Here is an 18520-nt window from a genome sequence, read left to right on the forward strand (position 1 = left end):
AGCGACGACAGCCAGACACAGACACATGCAGCAATTAAGGATTTGCCGACAAACAGTAGCACTCACATTTCAAGCGCTGAATCAGTAATAACGATAAAGACGACCATGCGAAAACGTCATGAATGGCGCGCGATTCTTTCAAGCTGCTTTCGCGAAACGAATGCTTGGCGCGCGTCGAGTCGCAGCGACGGTCGCTGAAGATGTCGGGAATTGAAGTGCGGAAGAGCCGGATGCGGTTAGCGTCGGCTGCGAATGGTTAGCGTCGGGTCACGCGGTCATTCGTAGTTCATCACCGCTGTCGCATTCAGCGAGACGGGACCGGTCAATGCGCTGAGCGCCGATCCCAGAAGCAAACCGCGGTAGACATAGGAGATCTGAACCGTCAGCGGGTTTCCGGTGCTTGTGCCGTTCGCATGAGTGACGGTAATGACTGGCGCGCTGCTCGCGCCGCTATTGATCACGGAAGCATTGACGCTGGAGGCCGCAACAGCCGCGATCTGGTCCGTGGTCAGGGCCGGCACGCTTACGACGGTTCCGGCTCTGGCTGCCGTACGAGCGGCCGCCACGAGTGCAGACTTGTCGTACATCATCAGGCTCAGGTCCATGACACCCACAAAGACCAGGATCAGGATCGGAAGGAGGATGACGAATTCCAATGACACGCTGCCCTCGTCCGAGGCGAACGGATTCCGGCTACGACGAGACCGCGCTTCATTGAGATGGCTTGCGGAGCTACGCATCATTATTTTTTATCGCTCGGCGGAAGAGTCGGTTCGAATTCAACCTCGCAGGGTAAGTCCGCGAACCTTAAGAAACGCTTAAGTGGCCGCGCTGCGCGAATGTTGGCAACGGCACTAGCCTGACGTCATTTACGTTTCGATCGGGATGTTACAGATTCCATCCGCCGTAGTTACAATGGTCATACGATAACGCCGCTAAGCTTCTGTCACTCCAAACAAGACAGTAACGGTGCGGCGATGACTGGAAGTACCTGAGAAGCCTTTGCGCTCGCGGCAGCGGGAGCCACGAATTCGAGCGTCGTGCGCTCGGTGGCGGTCGTCGTGAACGCGAACACGCCGGTCTCGACGCCCGACGCGCCCATTACCCTGCCCTCTTCTTCGATGAACACCGTGCGCGGAACGGTGAGTCCGGCGCCGATGCTCTCGTGCGTGCATTGCAGACGATCGCACAAGCGCGTATGAAATCGCATCCGTGACCGCGAATCTCGATACGGGCGCTACGCAGTCAACGTCCGTCAATGCGACGACGAACCAGAGCAACGTCGATTTGAGCTTCTGACGGGTAACGAACCGGATCGCGAAGCGTCGAAACGCTTCCGTTCCAAATGGAGATCATGATGAAAAGAGCTGTTGTACTCGTAACACTGCTGGTTATGGCCGGCATGATCAATGGATGCGCTGTCTACGTTCCCGACGCGCCGCCGGTCGCAGCCAAACCGCAAGGCGGTCCTGGCAATGGATTTTGCCCACCTGGGCAAGCAAAGAAAGGAAACTGCTGAAGTCGATCCACACAGTCCGATCGGCTCTCGCCGATCGGACTGTAGCGAACCTCGGAACGCACTATTCACCGAGCCAGACGAGGTGGCACATACGCGCCGTAATAAGGTCCGACCTGGCCCACAGACGTGGGTATCTTATAGCCGGCGATGAAGTGGCCCGAAATATATTTGCCGCTTCCGCCCTGTCCGTTATCGATGTGAAACGCCGCGAAGGCAATGATCGGCTGAGACGAGCTGGTCGCCTGTTCTACCACGGGCACGACCACATCCACGTTCGACGGGACATCGGAGTAGATAGTGGTTTTCACGCCGGACTCGACCCAGATCCGATCTCCGATGTTCAGGCCCGTCGGGTTGCCGTTTTTTATCAGGCCGCGCACAGTCGGAACATCGTTGTTATCGGTCAGAAAGGACGTCCACTGACCCGCCTCGCAGCCGTTGTACGTCGCGCCGTTGCCGATCTGAACCGTATAGGGCTTGCCGGAAGCGTCGGTCTTCGGGGTTCCGGTTTGCGCGTTCCAATACTGGCTATAGATGCACTTGCCGATAGCCACTGGAAAGAGCCCTCCGGCGGCCACGTGCCCGGGCGCCGCCACGATAGCCACCGAAGTTGCACTCACCGGACCGCCGTTCACGCCAAAGAGCTTGGCAAAAAAGAAACCGACAGGACCCCCATTGAGTCCTGTCGCTCTCGAAACGGTGACCTGTATGGCCGGTGCATCGTAAGTACCGGGATAGATGCTGGTCGATTGCATGCCCGACGGGGAGCCGGCGAGATTCCAGTATCCCCCTCTAACCGACGCATTCTGCAAAACCTGGCCATCCGACGAATTGAGTTTCACGGCATCCCCGGCCGCCACCGCTGCAGAGTTCCAGTTCGGCGCAGAACCGCCCGTCAGCAACACGCCCGCCCCGGAGAGGGCTGACGCGTCGGCTGCTGTTTGAAGTTCGGCCTGTGTCATATAGGCGTGACCGAGGTCGACGGCGAACGCGCCAAAGGCGAGCGCGGCGATCAACGCGAAAGACATCGTGATTGCCATCGAGCCGCGCTGGCGCTCGAGTGAGTGTGTCGTCGATGTGATGCGCCTTCGCGATCGGCTCATCGTTCGGTGCTTTCGGCAATTGACCAAATTGCTATCCCCTTTCATCGGTTCGCCCTTTCGCTCCGCCGGTTTCAGCCCACGAGCGCCACCCCGACTCTGCAAAGTCGCAGGTTTTACGATGGATTACGGCCTGCACGAGAAAAACTTTAGCCGTCTATCTGCGGCGGCGCGCGGCGGAGCGTCGGCGCCGATAACTTGATTCGAATACTCCAACGCGCCCGCTTTTCTGCGCTGAAGCAGGTCCCTGGCGTGGCGGTCTCGTTCCTAGTTTCCGTAGCTCAGTGTTGCGGGGTTGCTGTTCCTGAAGATCAGATAGAACGGCGCTTCGAGTGGCCCGCTGTCGATAGAGGCTTGAGCATCATCCAGTAGCCATCGCTGACCGAATAGCCCGCGCCGCCCTTCGGCGCTTTGAGAATATTGTTCGAAGGAAGCGTGAAAGGAAAGAACGAAGGCGATTGGAAACGGAAGTTCTGCAGTCCGCTAAGCGTGGCACCAGCTACGGCCACAACGAGCGGGAGAAGCCGATTCTTCGCCTTGCGGTTCATCTCTATTCCTTTCGGTGAATTCAAGCCCCGCCGACGGATACATCCTGCAAGAAGGAGCGGCCGGCCGGTCCGGCCAGCCGCTCAGATTCCGGTGCGATCGAGGGCACGTAAAAAAAGTGGCGGAAAGTGAAGATGGAACCGCAGACAAAACTTGTCGCATGTTCGTTAACCTAATATAGCTAAGCTAAGCAAACCACAACACATGACACGGAATTGGCGCGCGCCGCCGCCGAATTCAGTCCAGATCTGAAGGCGTTATCTAATCGACGAAAGTTTTTTGCGGTCAGCACATTTCTTGTGTGCTTCTCGAACGAAGTCAAACCCGGATTGATATCCGCTCCGGGTCTTATTCCATGCCGATCGCCAATTCTTCCTGCACCTCGCGAGGTTTTGGCCCTTCATCACGAATACCGATGTCCCGCGCAGGAACGTACCTAATGCTCAACCATCTTAGTTCGGATGCCTGACGCTTTATCGGTCAAATTAAAGTTTCAGCTTTTATGCTTCTAGTTGGATGCGCATCGGCGAGCAAAAGCTTTCGCCTTGCCGGAAGGTAACCTTGACTGCATCTTCCGCTTCAGAGATGAAACATATCATCGGTTGATTGAAGCGCGCCGGTGTCCACCGCAAGCTTCCGAGGAACGATCGTTGCTGACCTTATTGGCGTTGATATCAACCAGGGAGATCAACCGTGTCAACCGAAAACAGCAGGATGGATATCACCGGCAAGGGCGCACAGACGGCGGAAGGCCCGGGACCGGACGTGATGGCGGCAAGCACACTGGACGGTAACAACGTCCTGAGCAGCGACGGCGATGATGTCGGCAAGATCAAGGAGATCATGCTGGATGTGGCTTCGGGGCGCGTAGCCTACGCCGTCCTGTCCAGCGGCGGTTTCCTCGGGATCGGGGACAAGCTGCTGGCCATACCGTGGGGCGCGCTCACGCTCGACACCAACAACAAGTGCTTCAGACTGGCCGCGACATCGGAACAGATACGCAATGCGCCGGGCTTCGACAAGGACTCGTGGCCGGCCATGGCCGACGCGGCCTGGGCAAGAAGTGTCCATCAACACTATGGCCGGACACCGTATTGGGAAGACACCTGGGCCAGCGACGCAACGGTTGGCGGCTCACCTCGCGATGTCCTGTGAGGCGGGGCACCGGAGAAGAATCGAAGCGAAACATGAAGTCTTTTGTGCAGCGCCGCGGCATCGGTAAAAGCTGCGGCGCACCAGCGCGACGCTAAGCTGGCCGTCCTTCCCCTTCCGCGCCCACGCCACCGCGCGGCACGTGTGCCGCAATCAGTTCGATGAGCAGCGTCAAATCGGCGGGCTTGATCAGATGATGATCGATGCCCGCCGATCTCGACTTGCGGCGATCTTCGTCCTGCCCATAACCACTCAATGCAATCAGCATGCAGTTTTTCAGGGCGGCATCCGCGCGAATGACCTTGGCGACGTCATAGCCGTTCATGCCGGGCAGGCCGATATCGAGAACGGCAACCTGCGGTACGAATTTCTTTGCAAGCGCTAGCGCGGAGACGCCATCGTGCGCGCACTGCACCTCGTGCCCGTGCAATTCGAGAAAGATCTTCAGGCTTTCCGTGGACGCAATTGAGTCGTCAACGACGAGCACCCGCACGTCACGCTTGCGGCGCAACGGAAGCACATCGGCGACGGCGGCTGGCTTGTCCGCCGCGATGGACGCCGGCAGTTCCACCGTGAACTTCGCACCCCGTCCACGGCCGCCGCTCCAGCAACGAATCGAGCCGCCATGCAGCTCGGTCAGATGGCGCGCGAGCGTCAGTCCGATTCCCAACCCACCCTGTGCGCGATCGAGGGCGCTGTCCCCTTGTGCGAAGAGATCGAAGACGCGCGGAAGGAGCTTGGGCTCGATGCCCTCGCCGTCGTCGGTGACCGTGATGATGGCGGTCCCGTCGGAATAGCTGGTCGACAGATCGATACGGCCGCCGGGCGGCGTGAACTTCGACGCGTTGTTCAACAGGTTCGCAACCACCTGCGTGAGACGGACGACGTCGCCCTCGACGATCAAATCGTTCGGACACGCTTCGCATGAAAAGGTCTGCGAACGTGCCGCGAAATGAGGCCGGCTGGTTTCGACCGCGCGATCGAGCACGACCCGCAAGGAAAGCGGCTTGCGTTGCAGCGCCACCGCGCCGCGCGCGATGCGCGATACGTCGAGCAGATCGTCGACGATGCGTACCATATGATCGAGCTGGGTTCCGATGATCCCGGTCGCCCACGTCATCACTTTGGCATCGCCCGGCTCGGTGCTTTTCATCACACTCACGGCGTTCGAAATCGGTGCGAGCGGATTTCGAAGCTCATGAGCGAGCATCGCGAGAAACTCATTCTTGCGGCGGTCCTCGTCACGAAGGGCAGAAAACAGAAACGCGTTCTCGAGCGCGATGGACGCGCGACTCACGAACTCGGTGACGACGGGCGCCGGCTGATGGTTTTCGTCGCGGCGAACCACGCCGAAGGCGATGACCGCCTTGCGCTCCGCTCCGCTCAGCAACGGGTGAAACCCGACCTCCTCGAACTCGACTGCGTCCGTCCTGTGTGCGTTGCCGGTTGTCCACCCGAATATGCTGTTCGAGCCACCCCGGCACACGAGACTTTCGCCTGCATCCACGGTCTGTTTCGCGAGCACGAAAAACTGCTCGAGCGGAGCGATGATCTCGCGCATCTGCACGCTGCGCGGATCGATCAGTGCGTGGACGGCCGGACCACAGTGCAGCAATGTGCGCGGAGACGGCTCGCCGTCCAGTTCCAAATAGACACACGCGGCATCCGCAAGTGCGGGCACCGACGTATCGAGGATACGCGAGAGTGTTGTCTCTACATCGAGCGAACGCGTGAGCAAATGGCTCACGTGCGCCAGAAAATCGGCGCGCTGACGGGCCTGATCGGCGGACGCGCGCTGAGCTTCCGCCCGCGCGAGTTCTTCTCGCTGCGCAGCGCGGGCGAGCAACTCGCGGTTCATCCGATACATTTGCACGAACACACGCACCTTGGCGCTGAGTATCTCCGGCACGACCGGCGACGAAATGTAGTCCACCGCGCCGAGCGAATAGCCTCGCGCCATCTCGGCATCGTCGACATAAGCCGTGACGAAGATGATCGGCGTCGATGCGGTCCGCCGATAAGAGCGCAGCATGCTGGCCGTTTCGAAGCCGTCCATCTCGGGCATATTCACGTCGAGCAGTATGACGGCGAACTCCTGTTGCAGCACCGCCTTCAGCGCCTGCCGCCCGGACGACACCGTGACCACTTCCTGATCCGGTCCTTCGAGCACCGTGCGCAGAACGACGTGCTGGCTCGCGAGATCGTCCACCACTAGGATGCTGACCTTATCTTGCGCGGATACATCGAGCATAGCCATGCCGCGCTCCTAGCGATGCAGCCACGCGCGCAGCACGGCAAGCAGGTCATCGCGATTGACGGGCTTCGATAGATAATCCCACGCTCCCGCCTCGATGCACTTCTCGCGATCGCCCTTCATCGCCTTGGCCGTGACCGCGATGATCGGCAGTGCCTTTCCGACGGGTCTCCTGCGAATCTCCCGCATCGTGGCGAGGCCGTCCATCTCGGGCATCATGATATCCATCAGGACGATCTCGATCTCGGGATCGGACTCCACCTGCCGAATCGCATCGCGCCCGTTGTCGGCCCATACATGCCGCATGCCGAGGTCTTCCATGATCGTCGCGAGGGCAAAGATGTTGCGCATGTCGTCATCGACGATCAGCGCCTTGACGTCCTTCAACGCGCTCTGCGACGCCCGCAACGCATGCAGAATCGCGCCATGCTCCAGCGCGAGCCGCTTTGCATCGATGTGAAGCGCGGCGACGCTCAAGTCCAGCAATTGGTCGCGGCTCGCCGCGTGCTGCACGATAAAGCCTTCGCGGGCGTGTTTCCAGCGCGCGGGCGGGACATCGCCCGCCGCGCTCACGATGACCGGCAGCGGCGCAAAGCTCTCGCGCGAAGCGAGTGCCGATTCGATATCCTCGGGTGCGATGCCGAGGATTCCGTCAGCGAGCACCAGCGCGTCAACGGGCTGAGACGATAACTGCGGCAGCAGTGCATCGCGTGAATTGGCAAAAACCACCGCGGCCTGCGTGCCCTGCAATGCACTGGAGAGCAACTCCCGCTCAATCACCGATGAGAGCGCCACAAGCACGACGCGTCGTTTCGCCTCGATATACCGGGCCATCGATGCGAGCGCATCATCGAGAATGGCCTGCGATTCGACGGGCTTGGGCAGAAAGGCGAACGCGCCGGAGCGGAGCGCGCGGTCGCGCGATTCATCGGTCGAGATGACGCACACGGGAATGTGCCGCGTGGCCATGTCGTTTTTGATTCGTGCGAGCACTTGCCACCCTTCCATATCGGGCAGAAACAGGTCGAGTGTTATAAGGTCCGGCTTGAACTGATTGACCAGCATCAAGGCATACGCGCCGAATGCCGTGGTGAGCGCCTTGAATCCTCGCTGTCGCGCCGCATCGACCATGACGCGGGCGAAAGCCACATCGTTCTCGACGATCAGCACGACCCGGTCGCCCTGAACGATATTGTTCCGATCGTCGGCGATGTGCGCGCCCGCGACTTCATGCGGGACCTCGACGGCCAGTTCGGGCTGCGTCGCGAAGTCCGCGCGTGCGTGACTCGTGCTCGACGATACATCCAGAACCGTCAGGCCCGTTCCATCCCGGCGCGCGTGCTTTCTACGCCCCGTTCTCACGAGTTCGTTCGCACGCGGCAAGAAGAGCGTGAACGTGCTGCCCTCTTCCGGCACGCTGGTCAGGCGGATTTCGCCACCCAGCAGTTTGGACAGCTCGCGGCTGATCGCAAGCCCCAGTCCGGTGCCGCCATATTTGCGGCTCGTGCTGCCATCGGCCTGTTGAAATGCCTCGAAGACGATCTGCTGCTTATCGGGCGGAATACCGATGCCGGTGTCCTGAACCGAAAAGGCAATCGCGGACCCCGCGCTATTCAGCGCTTCGTTGTCCTCGCCCCATCCTCCGAGCGCGAGCTCGATGGACAACGATACCTGTCCCTGATGCGTGAACTTGAAGGCATTGGAAAGGAGGTTCTTCAGGATCTGCTGCAGCCGCTTGAGGTCCGTCACGATCGACACGGGCACATCGCTATCCAGATGAATGACGAAATCGACGTTTCGCGCTTCGGCCACGTGGCGGAAGGTACGCTCGACGTACGTGGTCATATCGGCGAGACGATGCTCGGCAACGTCGAGGACGACCGTGCCGGACTCGATCTTCGAAAGATCCAGAATGTCGTTGATGAGCATCAGCAGATCATTCCCCGAGGAATGAATGGTCCGCGAGTACTCAATCTGCTTGCCGGACAGATTGCCTTCGGGGTTTTTGCAAAGCTGATCGGACAGGATGAGCAGGCTATTGAGCGGCGTGCGCAATTCGTGCGACATGTTGGCGAGAAACTCCGACTTGTACTTCGAGGTCAGGGCAAGCTGCTTCGCCTTATCTTCCAGCGCCTGACGCGCCTGTTCGACCTCCGAGTTCTTGCGCTCGACTTCCTGATTCTGATGCGCGAGCAGACGCGCTTTCTCCTGCAATTCCTGATTCGTCTGCTGCAGTTCTTCCTGCCGGCTCTGCAACTCCTGCGCGAGCGATTGCGATTGCGTGAGCAGATCTTCGGTGCGTGTGTTCGCTTCGATGGTATTGATGACGATGCCGATACTCTCGGTCAACTGATCGAGGAACGCGAGGTGCGTCGAGTTGAAGCGCTCGATGGACGCCAGCTCGATCACGCCCTTCACCTGCCCTTCGAAAACGATCGGCAGGACCAGCACGTTCTGCGGCACGACGCTGAGCAGACCCGATTCCACGCGATAGTCGACGGACGCCGATGGCGCCAGCAGGATCTTGCGCTTTTCGAAGGCACACTGACCGACGAGTCCTTCGCCCAGCTCGACCTGCTTGCCGTGCGAACGATGACCGTCCGATGCATAGCTCGCGACGAGCCTCAGCGAGGCGGCCTGATCGACCACGCCGAATACATAGAACTCCGCCTGCTGCACACCGACGACCGGAGCGAGCTCCGAGAGAATGAGCTGACCCACCGCGACCAGATCCTTCTGCCCCTGCAACATGCGGCTGAACTTGGCCAGATTCGTCTTGAGCCAGTCCTGTTCCGTGTTGAGCGCGGTCGTGTCCTTCAGGTTGCGAATCATCTCGTTGATCGTGTCTTTCAGCGCCGCGACTTCACCGAGCGCCTCGACGGTAATCGATCGTGTGAGGTCGCCTTGCGTCACGGCGGTCGCCACTTCCGCGATCGCGCGGACCTGCGTCGTCAGATTCGCCGCGAGCTGATTCACGTTTTCCGTGAGCCCTTTCCATGTGCCGGCCGCGCCCGGCACCTTGGCCTGTCCGCCGAGTTTCCCTTCGACGCCGACTTCGCGCGCGACGGTCGTGACCTGATCCGCGAACGTCGCGAGGGTGTCCGTCATGCTGTTGATCGTATCGGCGAGCGCCGCGATTTCACCTTTTGCTTCGACGGTGAGCTTGCGCTCCAGGTCGCCGTTTGCGACTGCCGTCACCACGCGTGCGATACCGCGAACCTGGCTCGTCAGATTGCCCGCCATGAAGTTGACGTTATCGGTGAGATCCTTCCACGTGCCCGCAACGCCCTGCACATCCGCCTGACCGCCGAGCTTGCCTTCGGTGCCGACCTCGCGCGCCACGCGCGTCACTTCGGAGGCGAACGAGCGCAACTGATCGACCATCGTGTTGATCGTGTTCTTGAGTTCGAGAATCTCGCCCTTCACGTCCACGGTGATTTTCTTCGACAGGTCGCCCGCCGCCACCGCCTTCGTGACGTCCGCGATGTTGCGAACCTGACTCGTGAGATTGCCGGCCATGAAATTCACCGAGTCCGTCAGATCCTTCCAGGTGCCGGCCACGCCCTGAACATCCGCCTGTCCGCCGAGCTTGCCGAGCGTGCCCACTTCACGCGCGACCCGCGTCACTTCGGAGGCGAAGGAGCTCAACTGATCGACCATCGTGTTGATGGTGTTCTTGAGCTCGAGAATCTCGCCCTTCACGTCCACCGTGATTTTCTTCGACAGGTCGCCCGCCGCCACCGCCTTCGTCACGTCCGCGATATTGCGCACCTGACTCGTGAGATTGCCGGCCATGAAATTGACGTTGTCGGTGAGGTCCTTCCACGTGCCCGCAACGCCCTGCACATCCGCCTGACCGCCGAGCTTGCCTTCGGTGCCGACCTCGCGTGCCACCCGCGTCACTTCCGACGCGAACGAGCGCAACTGATCGACCATCGTGTTGATCGTGTTCTTGAGCTCGAGAATCTCGCCTTTCACGTCGACGGTGATCTTCTTCGACAGGTCGCCGGCGGCCACCGCTGTCGTCACCTCGGCGATATTGCGCACCTGAGCGGTCAAGTTGCTGCCCATCGAGTTGACCGAGTCGGTCAGATCCTTCCACGTTCCCGCTACGCCTTGCACATCGGCCTGACCGCCCAGCTTGCCTTCGGTGCCGACCTCGCGTGCGACGCGCGTCACCTCGGACGCGAACGAGCGCAATTGATCGACCATCGTGTTGATGGTGTTCTTGAGCTCGAGGATCTCGCCCTTCACGTCGACGGTGATCTTCTTCGAAAGATCGCCCGCCGCGACGGCTGTCGTCACATCGGCGATATTGCGCACCTGTGCGGTCAGGTTGCCGCCCATCGAATTCACGGAATCGGTCAGGTCCTTCCACGTCCCCGCGACGCCTTGCACGTCGGCCTGTCCGCCCAGCTTGCCCTCGGTGCCGACTTCGCGCGCCACGCGCGTCACTTCCGAGGCGAATGAACTCAACTGATCGACCATCGTATTGATGGTGTTCTTGAGTTCGAGGATTTCGCCCTTGACGTCCACCGTGATCTTCTTCGAAAGGTCACCGGCAGCGACGGCCGTCGTCACATCGGCGATATTGCGCACCTGTGCGGTCAGATTGCTGCCCATCGAGTTGACCGAGTCGGTCAGATCCTTCCACGTCCCGGCGACACCCTTCACGTCGGCCTGACCGCCCAGCTTGCCTTCAGTGCCCACTTCGCGCGCCACGCGCGTCACTTCGGAGGCGAACGAGCGCAACTGATCGACCATCGTGTTGATGGTGTTCTTGAGTTCGAGAATCTCGCCCTTCACATCGACCGTGATCTTCTTCGACAAGTCGCCTGCCGCCACGGCCGTTGTGACTTCGGCGATATTGCGCACCTGACTCGTGAGATTGCCCGCCATGAAGTTGACGTTGTCGGTGAGGTCCTTCCATGTTCCCGCGACGCCTTTGACATCCGCCTGACCGCCGAGCTTGCCTTCCGTGCCGACCTCGCGCGCCACGCGCGTCACTTCGGAAGCGAAGGAGCGCAACTGATCGACCATCGTGTTGATCGTGTTCTTGAGTTCGAGAATCTCGCCCTTCACGTCGACGGTGATTTTCTTCGACAAGTCACCCGCGGCGACCGCCTTCGTCACCTCCGCGATGTTTCTGACCTGGCTCGTCAGATTGCCCGCCATGAAGTTGACGTTGTCGGTGAGGTCCTTCCATGTTCCCGCGACGCCTTTGACATCCGCCTGACCGCCGAGCTTGCCCTCGGTGCCGACCTCTCGCGCCACGCGCGTGACCTCCGCGGCAAAGGTGCCCAGCTGCTCGACCATGCGATTGATGATCTTCGCCGTGCGCAGGAATTCGCCTTCGAGCGCGCGCCCGTCCGCTTCGAGCGCCATGCTCTTGCTGAGATCGCCTTGCGCCACCGCGCCGATGACGCGCGCCACTTCGCTCGTGGGATGAACGAGATCCACGATGAGCGAATTCACCGAGTCGATCGAGCGGCGCCAGAAGCCCCTGGGATCGGGCAGGGTGGCGCGCTCGTAGATGCGACCTTCCTTTCCGACTGCCTGGCTCAGGCGCGCGAGTTCATCCGACATGCGGATGTTCTGGTCCACCACATCATTGAAAACGTCCGCGAGCTTGCCGTGCAGACCCGGCCAGTCGGCGGCGAGCGACGCGCCCTCTCCTTTTCTGAGCGCGATGAGCGCGGCATAGATATCGCGGGTACACGCGTGCGCCGTATCGGACGCCCGGAGAAGTTCATTGGAGTCGCGCGCCTGTTGCAGCCAGAAGCCGCTCAGCCCTTCCTCGTCGACGCCGCGGCTGGTGCGCACGCCCGTTGCTGCATCTCCCGCTGCGCGCCCGAGCGCCGACGACTGACGCACGCATTGATCGGCCAGCATCTTCAGCTCAGCGGCTAGCTGTCCTTTTACGCCGGTCCAATCGACGGGCAATTTCTGAACGCTCTCCCCTTCCCGCAAGGCAGCGACCGTCCGTACCATCATCTGGAATTCGCTGTCGATCAGCGTGTTTTCTTCTTCCGATATGGTGTTCATTCGTGTCCCCGGTGAGGAAGTGTCTGTAAGCGTATCAAGTCGCGTCGTGAGAGGAGCACATTCCGGATCAAGGAATATGCCTCTTTACATTCGCGCGCGATGCTATGCCGATACACATTAAGCGACGCTTAACCCAGGCGACAAGGAATTCGTAGTCAAAACTCCTTAAATCCAGTAACTATTGCTTGTTGGTTTTGCTGCTTGCAGGAAAAAGCGGTAGAAATTTTAGTTCGGGACCGGGCGTGCATCGCGGTCTTCCAAGCCCATCGACGAGAACGACACGTTCTCGTCGAAGGGTTCTCCGCCGTCACTCGATCACTTCGTCGCAAACACCGATATGCCTCCGTTAGCGAATTGAGTCGACGTGCCAGGCTGGAACGGCACATAGACTTGACCGAGACCACTGTCCACGGCTACGGAATGCGCGCCCGCTCCGACGGGCACTTTGTAGAGCAGTTGCCGCGTCGCGCCATCGATCACGCCCATCTGCGGACTGAATCCCGACGATGCCGCCGTACCGCTCGCAACATAGTGCCGCGCGGGCAGGAAGTATCGATTCGAGCCGGGATCGTATGTCAGCTGGTCGGTGCCGCCGAAAGGCACGGAGGCCAGTTGCGCTCCGGTAGTCCGGTCGAGAATCAACGTGATGAGCGGATTGCCCGCGGAAGGATCGCATCCCACCAGCACGTCGTTATTCGGTCCCAGCGCTATGCCTGTAGGCGAGCACTTGTCGAGCGGAAAAGCCTTGCTGACGACGGGTGCGCCGGCCGTGACCGACTTCGCCGTGATGACGTCGAGTTCACCATCGGGATGGGCGGACGTGCCGTCGTTATTGATGTAGAAGTTCTTCGTGGTCGAATCATAGGCGCAGGCCTCGAGCCCCGATGATCCATTGAACACCAGCTTCGACACCACGCTTTGCGTCGTCGTCGAGATGAACGTGACGAAGGGCGGCGTTTCGCCAGGGCTCGCGTACATCACCAGATGGTCGTCCGGGTCATAACAGCCCTCGTCGACACGTGAACCCGAATTGCTGACAGCAATCGTCTTGATTGTTTTGAGCGCCGCGGTATCGACGATCTTGACCGAGTTCACGTCGCCCACGTACAACGTATTCGTACCGGTGATGCCAACGATGCCGTCCGGCCCGGATGCGTCCGTCGAAGCGCCGACGCCCGCGAACGAGCCGGTAATCTGGGCGATGAGCGTATTCGACTTCGTATCGACCACATCGACGGACTTGTTATTCCGATCGGTCAGATAATATCGCCCCGCTTCCACATAGCCGATATCGAAGCTGAATGGCGGACTCGACGCATTCGGCACGGCAATGTTGGTCAGCAGCTTCGAGGTCGCTGGCGTCGATGTCGACGGTGTCGAGCTGGACGTCGACGAATCGGAGTTGTCGCTGCCGCCGCATCCGGCTAACGCGGCAACTGCAGCGAGGAGTAGCACGATCAAAGGCTTTTTCATCAATTGGCTCCTTCGTTGGGACACAGCCGAAGCATGCTCAAGCATCCATAACAATGCACAGCAAATAATTTGATGGTTTCCATATGGAACCATTGATGAACGTACGACTGCTGTAATCTGTTTAGAACAGAACGCTCACGGTCTTAGTAATGTTCAAGGCAGACCAAAGCACCGCGGCGTTGCAAGCTTGCCTACGCTAACCGTTGCGGGGCCGCGCTTCGTCGGCGCCTTCCAAGGGCGCATTTCGCCTTCCGCTGTAAAGCGGCGCGAGGAGATTTGAAAGTTATCTTCGCGACAAAGAAACGCCCGCCAAACAGGCGTTAAGTGAAAACACCGATGCGGTCTGTCATCTTATCGACCGCTAAGTCAGCGCTAAGATTGGCGTATTCGATACACGTTATTTTTCTTAAGCTCGCGATAAGGTTTTGCCGAATACAATCCTATCGGCGCAACGATTCATCTACATCGACGAACGTATTTTATTTATTTAGGTTACCGACTTTTTGCGTTAGCCGCAGCCACTATCGAGCCAATGAAAAGGGCGAACGCAATGCTCGCCCTTTTGCTGACGCTAACAGTATTGTGTCGCCCAAACGCGGGCGATCGAACGAACTCGCTTACTACTTTTTGGCAGCGTCGACCTTCTCATCGACTGCCTTCTTGTTCGCATCGTTTTGCGCCTCGACCTTGTCCTTATCGGCTTTCGCCTGAGCCACGTTCGCATCCTTGCTGGCTTCGTGCTTCTTCTTGTCGGCCTTGGCCTGCGCATCACGTTTCTTCTGGTCGGCCTTGGCTTGCGCCTTCGCCGCGTCTGCGCGCGCATTGGACGCTTCCCTTGCGGTCGTTGCCTTCTCCGTCTTTGCGGCCTTCTTGTCAGCGTCGGCCTGAGCGGAAGCCTTGTCTTCGTTAGCCGAGGCCTGAGCCTTGTCGGCGTCGCTTTGGGCTTCAGCCTTCTTCTTGTTGGCGGTAGCCTGCGCTTCACTCTTCTCGCTGTTTGCCTTTAGCTGTGCCTTAGTGGTATCCGAAGTCCCCGATGTTTGCGCGAACGCCGTCGAGGCAAGCAGTAAAGACGCGAGAACTGTGGCAACTTTCTTCATGTTCTTCCTCCCTGGAGAGACGCCGATTTGAGCCAGCGCTCATGTTAGTAATAGCGATCGGAGACGCGACGAGCGCAGCCGATCACACATCCCTCAGCAAACCGCGCGCCAGCCGCGGCGAATGGTCGAGATTGAAATCGATCGCATTCAGCAGGGCGGCGAGGCCGACGTCGAAAGTCATTCTTCTATCGCTGCGTAAGGCAAACCGGCAAACACGGCTAAGATTGATCCTTCGACGCGCAAGCGAAACCAACGGAGGAAGACATCGAATGCTGACGATCTGGGGCAGAGCCAACTCGGTCAATGTGCAGAAAGTGCTGTGGTGCTGCGAGGAGCTGGGCCTCGCATATGACCGCATCGACGCGGGCCTGCAATTCGGGCGCAACAACGAGCCCGACTATCTCGCGATGAACCCGACGGGCCGCATACCCACGCTCGTCGATGGCGATTTCGTGCTGTGGGAGTCGAACTCGATCATCCGCTATCTGGCGATGCAATACGCGCCTGACAGCGCGCTCTACCCCGCCGGGCCGAAGGTGCGCGCGAGTGCGGACCGCTGGCTCGACTGGTCGCTCTCCACGCTGCAGCCTGCCGAGCGTCCCGTCTTCTGGGGCTATATCCGCACGAGCGCGGCGGATCGCGACGCCGCGCAACTCGCCGCCGCCGCGAGCGAAGTGGAGAAGCTCTGGCGCGTCGTCGATGCGCATCTCAAGGGCCGAGACTATCTCGAAGGCGATACCTTCACCCTCGCCGATCTCGTCATCGCGGCCTATGCGCGCCGCTGGTTCGGCATCGCCGAACTCGTGCGGCCCGCGCTGCCCGAGCTCGAACGCTGGTATGTGGGCATCACGCAGCGCGCCGGCTTCCAGCGTTATGTGTCGCACGCACTGACCTGAACCGGACGCCACGCCATGACCATCGAACTGCATACCTGGAACACGCCCAACGGACGCAAGATCAGCGTCGCGCTGGAGGAAATGCAACTGCCCTACACCGTGAAGACGGTGAACATCACGAAGGGCGAGCAGCACGCGCCCGACTTCCTGCGCATCAGCCCGAACAACCGCATTCCGGCGATCGTCGATCCGGACGGCCCCGACGGCCAGCCGATCAGCGTGTTCGAATCCGGCGCGATTCTGCTCTATCTCGGCGAGAAGACCGGCAAGTTTCTTCCCGCGAGTCTGCGTGACCGCGTGCCGGTGCTCGAATGGCTGATGTGGCAGATGGGCGGCTTCGGCCCGATGCCGGGACAGGTGCATCATTTCCGCATGGTCGAAGCGGAAAGCGATCGGCGCTATGGATTGAAGCGCTATTCCGATGAAACCCGCCGCCTGTACGCCGTGCTCGACAAGCGGCTCGCGCAGGTGGAATACGTCGCGGGCGAGTTGTCCGTCGCCGATTTCGCGATCCTCGGCTGGGCGTGGCGGCACGAGCGTCATCAGGTTTCGCTCGATGATTACCCCAGCGTCAAGCGCTGGTATGAAGCGCTCTTCGCGCGCCCCGGCGTCGGACGCGGCTTCGACGTAAAGCTCGACGATCTCGCCTGACGCCTGCTGCGCGGCCCGGCATCAGGGCAAACCATGAGGCCGTGCGTCAGCCTAACGTAAGTCGCGCGCGTGATAACGATAAACTTGAGAACATCGGTGGCGCGGGCACCCTCGCTCGATCCGCGCTCGAGGAGACAACCATGACAGCCGGCATGTACGACGATGGCCTTCCCAAAACGGCCGCCAACTTCGCGGCGCTGACGCCGCTCACGTTCATCGAGCGCGCGGCGTCCGTGTATCCGACGCGCCCCGCCATCGTCCACGGCAACGTGCGGCGCAACTGGGCCGAGACCTATGCGCGCACGCGGCGGCTCGCGTCGGCGCTCGCTGCTCGCGGCATCGGCCCTGGCGATACGGTCGCCGCCATGCTGCCGAACACGCCCGAAATGGTCGAGGCGCACTTCGGCGTGCCGATGACGGGCGCCGTGCTCAACACGCTCAACACGCGGCTCGACGCAGCCACGCTCGCGTTCATGCTCACGCATGGCGAAGCGAAGGCCGTGCTCGTCGATCGCGAGTTCTCGGAGGTCGTGAAGAAAGCGCTGGCCAGCGTGCCGCAGCCGGTGCTCGTGATCGATGTCGACGATTCGCAGTACACGGGCGCGGGTGAACGCATCGGCGAAATCGACTATGAAGCGTTGCTCGCGAGCGGCGATCCCGCATACGAATGGTCGCCGCCATTGGATGAATGGAACGCCATCTGCCTGAACTACACCTCAGGGACGACGGGCAATCCGAAGGGCGTCGTCTATCACCATCGCGGCGCATACACGAATGCCATCAGCAACGTGCTCGAATGGGACATGCCGAGGCACGCCGTGTACTTGTGGACGCTGCCCATGTTTCATTGCAACGGCTGGTGCTTTCCGTGGACCGTCGCGGCGCGCGCGGGCGTGAACGTGTGTTTGCGCCGCGTTGATGCGAAGACCATCTTCGATCTGATCAGAAGCGAAGGCGTCACGCATTATTGCGGCGCGCCGATCGTGCAGAACCTGCTCGTCAATGCGCCCGACGAGATGAAGGCCGGCATCGAACAGAAAGTCCACGCGATGGTCGCGGGCGCCGCGCCGCCCGCCGCGATGATCGAAGGCATGGAGCGCATGGGCTTTCAGTTGACGCACGTGTACGGGCTCACGGAAGTCTATGGCCCCGCCGCCGTCTGCGCGCAGCAGGACGCATGGAGCACGCTCGATATCGGCGAGCGCGCGCGGCTCAACGCGCGGCAAGGCGTGCGCTATCACTTGCAGGATGCGGTGAGCGTGCGCGATCCGATATCGATGGAACTCATGCCCATGGATGGCGAAACCATCGGCGAGATCATGTTCCGCGGCAACATCACGATGAAGGGCTATCTGAAGAACGCAGCCGCGACGGAAGAAGCGTTTCGCGGCGGCTGGTTCCATACGGGCGATCTGGCCGTCGCGTATCCGGATGGTTACGTGCGCATCAAGGATCGCAGCAAGGACATCATCATCTCGGGCGGCGAGAACATATCGAGCATCGAGGTGGAGGACGTGCTGTACCGGCATCCGGCCGTGCTTGCGGTAGCTGTCGTCGCGAAGCCGGATACGCGCTGGGGCGAGACGCCTTGCGCGTTCGTCGAATTGAAGGCAGGCGCGGAAGTCACCGCCGAAGAGCTGATCGCGCATTGCAAGAAGCATCTCGCGGGCTTCAAGGTGCCGCGCGCGATCGAGTTCTGCGAGCTGCCGAAAACATCGACCGGCAAGATCCAGAAGTTCGAGCTGCGCAAGCGCGCGGGTTCGGTCGCGGCGATCGACGTTTGATGG

Annotated in this window: 11 protein-coding genes and 1 pseudogene; 5 read left to right on the top strand and 7 right to left on the bottom strand. The window is 60.4% G+C overall.

All coding sequences use genetic code 11. The features are described 5' to 3' along the window. Positions 1 to 275: 275 nt before the first annotated feature. The gene (locus AWB78_RS24870; RefSeq protein WP_062608705.1) at positions 276 to 662 is read right to left on the bottom strand and encodes a TadE family protein; all 387 of its coding nucleotides are present in this window, start codon (positions 660 to 662) and stop codon (positions 276 to 278) included. Positions 663 to 1031: 369 nt separating this feature from the next. On the opposite strand from AWB78_RS24870, the pseudogene AWB78_RS48485 reads away from it, so the two are divergent. Then, a pseudogene (locus tag AWB78_RS48485) lies at positions 1032 to 1299 on the top strand (DUF4382 domain-containing protein); the annotation flags it as partial. Between the two features lie 285 nt (positions 1300 to 1584). Here AWB78_RS48485 and AWB78_RS24880 read toward each other — a convergent pair. Next, positions 1585 to 2559, bottom strand: a complete 975-nt coding sequence (locus AWB78_RS24880) for a TadG family pilus assembly protein (protein ID WP_062608654.1) — start codon at positions 2557 to 2559, stop codon at positions 1585 to 1587. Between the two features lie 371 nt (positions 2560 to 2930). After that, positions 2931 to 3167, bottom strand: a complete 237-nt coding sequence (locus AWB78_RS24885) for a hypothetical protein (RefSeq protein WP_062608655.1) — start codon at positions 3165 to 3167, stop codon at positions 2931 to 2933. Between the two features lie 712 nt (positions 3168 to 3879). On the opposite strand from AWB78_RS24885, the gene AWB78_RS24890 reads away from it, so the two are divergent. After that, positions 3880 to 4320 (top strand): PRC-barrel domain-containing protein, encoded by a 441-nt coding sequence (locus AWB78_RS24890; protein ID WP_062608656.1) that lies wholly within the window; start codon positions 3880 to 3882, stop codon positions 4318 to 4320. A gap of 91 nt (positions 4321 to 4411) precedes the next feature. Here the strand turns inward: AWB78_RS24890 and AWB78_RS24895 are convergent, their stop codons facing one another. The 4 genes from AWB78_RS24895 to AWB78_RS24910 all read right to left on the bottom strand — a co-directional run bounded on the left by AWB78_RS24895 (position 4412) and on the right by AWB78_RS24910 (position 15186). Then, on the bottom strand, positions 4412 to 6574 hold the full coding sequence (locus tag AWB78_RS24895) for a response regulator (RefSeq protein ID WP_074173532.1): 2163 nt from the start codon (positions 6572 to 6574) through the stop codon (positions 4412 to 4414). Between the two features lie 9 nt (positions 6575 to 6583). Continuing rightward, entirely contained in the window at positions 6584 to 12616 is a 6033-nt protein-coding gene (locus AWB78_RS24900) for a hybrid sensor histidine kinase/response regulator (RefSeq protein ID WP_082883418.1), read from the bottom strand. A gap of 315 nt (positions 12617 to 12931) precedes the next feature. Further along, positions 12932 to 14089, bottom strand: coding sequence for a YncE family protein (locus AWB78_RS24905; RefSeq protein ID WP_062608658.1), 1158 nt, complete (start codon positions 14087 to 14089; stop codon positions 12932 to 12934). A gap of 620 nt (positions 14090 to 14709) precedes the next feature. Further along, complete coding sequence (locus tag AWB78_RS24910) at positions 14710 to 15186, bottom strand: hypothetical protein (RefSeq protein ID WP_062608659.1); 477 nt, start codon at positions 15184 to 15186, stop codon at positions 14710 to 14712. A 269-nt stretch (positions 15187 to 15455) separates the two neighbouring features. On the opposite strand from AWB78_RS24910, the gene AWB78_RS24915 reads away from it, so the two are divergent. The 3 genes from AWB78_RS24915 (at position 15456) to AWB78_RS24925 (ending at position 18517) form a co-directional block, all read left to right on the top strand. Further along, positions 15456 to 16082 (top strand): glutathione S-transferase family protein, encoded by a 627-nt coding sequence (locus AWB78_RS24915; RefSeq protein WP_062608660.1) that lies wholly within the window; start codon positions 15456 to 15458, stop codon positions 16080 to 16082. 15 nt (positions 16083 to 16097) lie between these two features. After that, entirely contained in the window at positions 16098 to 16733 is a 636-nt protein-coding gene (locus tag AWB78_RS24920; RefSeq protein WP_062608661.1) for a glutathione S-transferase family protein, read from the top strand. 140 nt (positions 16734 to 16873) lie between these two features. Next, the gene (locus AWB78_RS24925; RefSeq protein WP_062608662.1) at positions 16874 to 18517 is read left to right on the top strand and encodes an acyl-CoA synthetase; all 1644 of its coding nucleotides are present in this window, start codon (positions 16874 to 16876) and stop codon (positions 18515 to 18517) included. Positions 18518 to 18520: the final 3 nt, after the last annotated feature.

It is taken from the genome of Caballeronia calidae (assembly GCF_900044055.2).
GTDB classification, from domain to species: Bacteria; Pseudomonadota; Gammaproteobacteria; order Burkholderiales; family Burkholderiaceae; genus Caballeronia; species Caballeronia calidae.

What these genes read in the sequence shown, in the direction of transcription:
- AWB78_RS24915 (WP_062608660.1), top strand. Translation starts at nt 15,456, where the DNA reads ATGCTGACGATCTGGGGCAGAGCCAACTCGGTCAATGTGCAGAAAGTG.
- AWB78_RS24910 (WP_062608659.1), bottom strand. Translation starts at nt 15,186, where the DNA reads ATGAAGAAAGTTGCCACAGTTCTCGCGTCTTTACTGCTTGCCTCGACG.
- AWB78_RS24890 (WP_062608656.1), top strand. Translation starts at nt 3,880, where the DNA reads ATGGATATCACCGGCAAGGGCGCACAGACGGCGGAAGGCCCGGGACCG.
- AWB78_RS24905 (WP_062608658.1), bottom strand. Translation starts at nt 14,089, where the DNA reads ATGAAAAAGCCTTTGATCGTGCTACTCCTCGCTGCAGTTGCCGCGTTA.
- AWB78_RS24880 (WP_062608654.1), bottom strand. Translation starts at nt 2,559, where the DNA reads ATGGCAATCACGATGTCTTTCGCGTTGATCGCCGCGCTCGCCTTTGGC.
- AWB78_RS24885 (WP_062608655.1), bottom strand. Translation starts at nt 3,167, where the DNA reads ATGAACCGCAAGGCGAAGAATCGGCTTCTCCCGCTCGTTGTGGCCGTA.
- AWB78_RS24895 (WP_074173532.1), bottom strand. Translation starts at nt 6,574, where the DNA reads ATGGCTATGCTCGATGTATCCGCGCAAGATAAGGTCAGCATCCTAGTG.
- AWB78_RS24900 (WP_082883418.1), bottom strand. Translation starts at nt 12,616, where the DNA reads ATGAACACCATATCGGAAGAAGAAAACACGCTGATCGACAGCGAATTC.
- AWB78_RS24920 (WP_062608661.1), top strand. Translation starts at nt 16,098, where the DNA reads ATGACCATCGAACTGCATACCTGGAACACGCCCAACGGACGCAAGATC.
- AWB78_RS24925 (WP_062608662.1), top strand. Translation starts at nt 16,874, where the DNA reads ATGACAGCCGGCATGTACGACGATGGCCTTCCCAAAACGGCCGCCAAC.